Below are 4,200 nucleotides of genomic sequence, written 5' to 3'. Positions count from 1 at the left end.
CCCGTCCGGCGTTTGAGGACGAGCCCTTCGGGCGAACGGGGGGTCTGGGGGCGGAGCCCCCAGGTACGGGACGGGTAGGGGCGGAGGGGGCGAAAGAAGCTGGGCCTGACGCCGGCCGGGAACGCCGATGGCCCGGCCCCACGGGAGGTGGGACCGGGCCATCGGGTGGGCAGGGGATCAGCCCTCGGAGGGCTCCGCGGCGGCCGCGGCCTTGCGGGTGCGACGACGGGGCTTCGACTCGGCCGTCTGGGCCGGAATCTCGGCATCGACGGTCACGGCGGTGGCCTTCGCGGCACGGCTCCGGCGCGGCTTGGGCTCCGCGTCGGGGGCGGCCTCGACGACCGTCGGGGCGGCGACCTTGCGGGTGCGACGCGGCTTGGCCGGGGCCTCCGTGATGCCCTCGGCCGTGTCGACCGCGGTCTCCGCTACCTTGCGGGCGCGACGACGCGGTGCGGCGGGGGCCTCGGACTCCTCGGCCGTCTGGGCCGGAATCCCGGCCTCGACGGTCGCGGCGGCGGCCTTGCGGGTGCGGCGGCGCGGCTTTGCCTCGACGGCTTCGGCGGTGTCCACAGCGGCCTCGGCGGCCGCCGAGGTGGTGGCCGTGGCGGTGGCCTTCGTGGCGCGGGTGCGACGCGGCTTGGCCGGGGCCTCCGCGATGCCCTCGGCCGTGTCGACCGCGGTCTCCGCCACCTTGCGGGTGCGACGACGCGGTGCGGCGGGGGCCTCGACGGCGTCCTCCGTGACGGCGACAGCCTCGGCCACGACGCTCTCGGCCGTGGCCTCCACCGACTCCGCGGGCTTGCGGGTTCGGCGGCGGCGCGACTTGGCAGGCTCGTCCGTGACGCCCTCAGCCGTCGCCACGGCGGTCTCCGCGGCTTCGGTCGACGGCTCGGCGACGACGACCAGCTCCGACGCGCCATTGCGCGTACGGCGACGGCGGCGCGGAGTGCGGGGCTCGTGCGCGGGTGCCTCGGCGGCCTCGGTCGTCACCTCGGGAGACGTGGCCGTCTCGTCCATCGGTGCACCGTTGCGCGTACGACGACGGCTGCGCGGCGTACGCGCCGGGCGCTCACGTTCACGCTCGACGACCGGGGCCGGAGCGGCGGAACGGCCACCGCGGCCACGCGGACCGCCACGGCCGCCGGTCTCACCGAGGTCCTCGACCTGCTCGGCCGCGAGGCCGGCCCGGGTGCGCTCCGCGCGCGGCAGGACACCCTTGGTGCCGACCGGGATGTTCAGCTCTTCGAAGAGGTGCGGGGACGTGGAGTACGTCTCCGGCGGGGCCGGGAAGCCGAGGTCCAGCGCCTTGTTGATCAGCTGCCAGCGCGGGATGTCGTCCCAGTCGACGAGGGTGACGGCGATGCCCTTGGCGCCCGCGCGGCCCGTACGGCCGATGCGGTGCAGGTACGTCTTCTCGTCCTCGGGAGACTGGTAGTTGATGACGTGGGTGACGCCCTCGACGTCGATGCCGCGGGCGGCCACGTCGGTGCAGACGAGGACGTCGACCTTGCCGTTGCGGAAGGCGCGCAGCGCCTGCTCGCGGGCGCCCTGGCCGAGGTCGCCATGGACCGCGCCGGAGGCGAAGCCGCGCTGCTGGAGCTGGTCGGCGAGGTCCGCCGCCGTCCGCTTGGTGCGGCAGAAGACCATCGCGAGACCACGGCCGTCGGCCTGCAGTATGCGTGCGACGAGCTCGGGCTTGTCCATGTTGTGCGCGCGGTAGATGTACTGCGCGGTGTTCGCGACCGTCGCGCCGTCGCCGTCGTCCGAGGTGGCGCGGATGTGCGTGGGCTGCGACATGTAGCGGCGCGCGAGGCCGATGACCGCGCCCGGCATGGTCGCCGAGAACAGCATCGTCTGACGGCGGGCCGGCAGCATGTTCATGATCTTCTCGACGTCGGGCAGGAAGCCCAGGTCGAGCATCTCGTCGGCCTCGTCCAGGACGAGCGCCCGGATGTGCTTGAGGTTGAGCTTCTTCTGGCCCGCGAGGTCGAGCAGTCGGCCCGGGGTGCCGACGATGACGTCGACGCCCTTCTTGAGGGCCTCGACCTGCGGCTCGTACGCGCGGCCGCCGTAAATGGCGAGTACGCGTACGTTGCGGACCTTGCCCGCGGTCAGCAGGTCGTTCGTGACCTGCTGGCACAGCTCGCGCGTCGGAACGACGACGAGGGCCTGCGGGGCGTCGGTGAGCTGCTCGGGCTGCGCCCGGCCCGCCTCGACGTCCGCCGGGACGGTGACGCGCTCGAGGAGCGGGAGGCCGAAGCCCAGCGTCTTGCCGGTGCCGGTCTTGGCCTGGCCGATGACGTCGTTGCCGGCGAGGGCAACGGGGAGCGTCATCTCCTGGATGGGGAAGGGATTGATGATGCCAACGGCCTCAAGGGCCTCAGCGGTCTCGGCAAGAATTCCGAGCTCTCGAAAAGTGGTAGTCAGGGTGCTGCCTGTTCTGTGTACGCAGTTCGAGGCGAGCGCGGGGGGTCGTGTCGGGACCGTGCCAGGGACGTCGGCCGCTCTTGACGGGCGGGCCGAGCGGCATGGGACCACTGCCGTCGCTCGAGCTCTCGTACCACTGAGGGTTCCCTCCGGATGCCGTACGCAATGTGACGTACCGACGTGGAGGGCTGTCAGGTCGGAGCCGATCGGGCCACCGACCGGGCATCCTCATTCATGCGGCCCGTCGAATAGTCGCCGGGCGCATTACCACCATACCCCGGAATCGCGCATATGCGATGGCCGATTTGGTCACGTAGTGGTCGTCACAGTGATTGACCAGGGACTTCCGTGTTGTGGTGAGCGGGCTATTGTGCGCTTCATGACGACGCCCGACAACGCCGCTGACACACCCGCCGAGGCCGCGGACGAAACCGCTCCCGCAGCCACGGACGACACCACTCCCGCGGCCACCGGAATCGCCGCCCAGGCCTGGGAGACGGCCTCCGTCGACCCTCAGTACCGCGCCGCGGTCGTGGATCTGCTCGGAGCGCTCGCGTACGGCGAGCTGGCAGCGTTCGAGCGGCTCGCGGAGGACGCCAAGCTGGCGCCCACGCTGGGCGACAAGGCCGAGCTCGCGAAGATGGCGTCGGCCGAGTTCCACCACTTCGAGCAGCTGCGTGACCGGCTCTCGACGGTCGGCGTGGACGCGACGCAGGCGATGGAGCCGTTCGTCGCCGCGCTCGACGGCTTTCACCGCCAGACAGCGCCCTCGGACTGGCTGGAGGGACTCGTCAAGGCGTACGTCGGCGACTCGATCGCCAGTGACTTCTACCGTGAGGTCGCGGCCCGTCTCGACTCGGACACCCGCAGCCTCGTGCTCGGAGTCCTCGACGACACCGGGCACGCGAGCTTCGCCATCGAGAAGGTCCGCGCCGCGATCGACGCGGAGCCGCGGGTGGGCGGCAGGCTCGCGCTGTGGGCGCGACGGCTGATGGGCGAGGCCCTGTCCCAGTCGCAGCGAGTGGTCGCCGAGCGCGACGCCCTGTCGACCATGCTCGTGGGGGGCGTCGCGGACGGGTTCGACCTCGCGGAGGTCGGTCGGATGTTCTCGCGGATCACCGAGGCGCACACCAAGCGGATGGCGGCACTGGGGCTGGCTGCCTAACGCCGCCTCGCCTGACGCCTCACATGGCGGTCGGTCCGGCGGACCTTGTGCAGTCGATCACGCAGCGGCTTACGCCGTCGCCGAGCTGCGGCGAAATCTTTCCGCGGGGCGCAGCAGCAGCGACAACGAAGCCGTGGAGACCGCCACAGCGCCGATGAAGATCACCAGCAGATGGCCGGCGCCCAGTGCGGTGTGCATCAGGAAGGCGCCGAACAGGGCTCCGGCGACACCGGTCGGCAGGACCAGCGTGCGGCTCGGGAGGCGGTGCGGCAGGCGGTACGCGGCCGCCCATGCCAGTGCCAGACCGAGCATCGCGGAGCCGAGCGTTTCCAAGAGCATGGTGGGGGTCCCTCCCGCACGGCCGGTGCAATTCGGTCGTAGCCGGTCCTACCCCTGACGTGCGGAATACAATCCTCCTCTGTGGTGGATCTGTGCTCCATCTGTGGTGAACATCTGAGTCGGACAGAGGTATTCGGCCACCTCTGTGAACAGACCGGAACAGACGGGAACGGACCGGAACAGACGGAGGAGGGGCCCGGTGGTGAGCAGGACGGGGTAGACCAGCGTCCAGTTCACTTCGCTGGCCTCCAGGATCCGCTCGGCACGGA

Annotated in this window: 3 protein-coding genes and 1 pseudogene; 1 reads left to right on the top strand and 3 read right to left on the bottom strand. The window is 71.4% G+C overall.

All coding sequences use genetic code 11. The features are described 5' to 3' along the window. Window positions 1–177 precede the first annotated feature (177 nt). The gene (locus AB0N66_RS42350) at window positions 178–2,334 is read right to left on the bottom strand and encodes a DEAD/DEAH box helicase (RefSeq protein ID WP_365446320.1); all 2,157 of its coding nucleotides are present in this window, start codon (window positions 2,332–2,334) and stop codon (window positions 178–180) included. A 472-nt stretch (window positions 2,335–2,806) separates the two neighbouring features. On the opposite strand from AB0N66_RS42350, the gene AB0N66_RS42345 reads away from it, so the two are divergent. Continuing rightward, the gene (locus AB0N66_RS42345; RefSeq protein WP_365446317.1) at window positions 2,807–3,592 is read left to right on the top strand and encodes a ferritin-like fold-containing protein; all 786 of its coding nucleotides are present in this window, start codon (window positions 2,807–2,809) and stop codon (window positions 3,590–3,592) included. 69 nt (window positions 3,593–3,661) lie between these two features. Here AB0N66_RS42345 and AB0N66_RS42340 read toward each other — a convergent pair whose 3' ends face one another. Further along, window positions 3,662–3,931, bottom strand: coding sequence for a hypothetical protein (locus tag AB0N66_RS42340; RefSeq protein WP_365446314.1), 270 nt, complete (start codon window positions 3,929–3,931; stop codon window positions 3,662–3,664). A gap of 48 nt (window positions 3,932–3,979) precedes the next feature. Further along, window positions 3,980–4,200: pseudogene (locus tag AB0N66_RS42335) on the bottom strand (hypothetical protein); the annotation flags it as partial.

Source organism: Streptomyces sp. NPDC093544 (assembly GCF_040683495.1).
Classification (GTDB): domain Bacteria; phylum Actinomycetota; class Actinomycetes; order Streptomycetales; family Streptomycetaceae; genus Streptomyces.
This window is presented reverse-complemented; position numbering and strand designations above follow the sequence as displayed.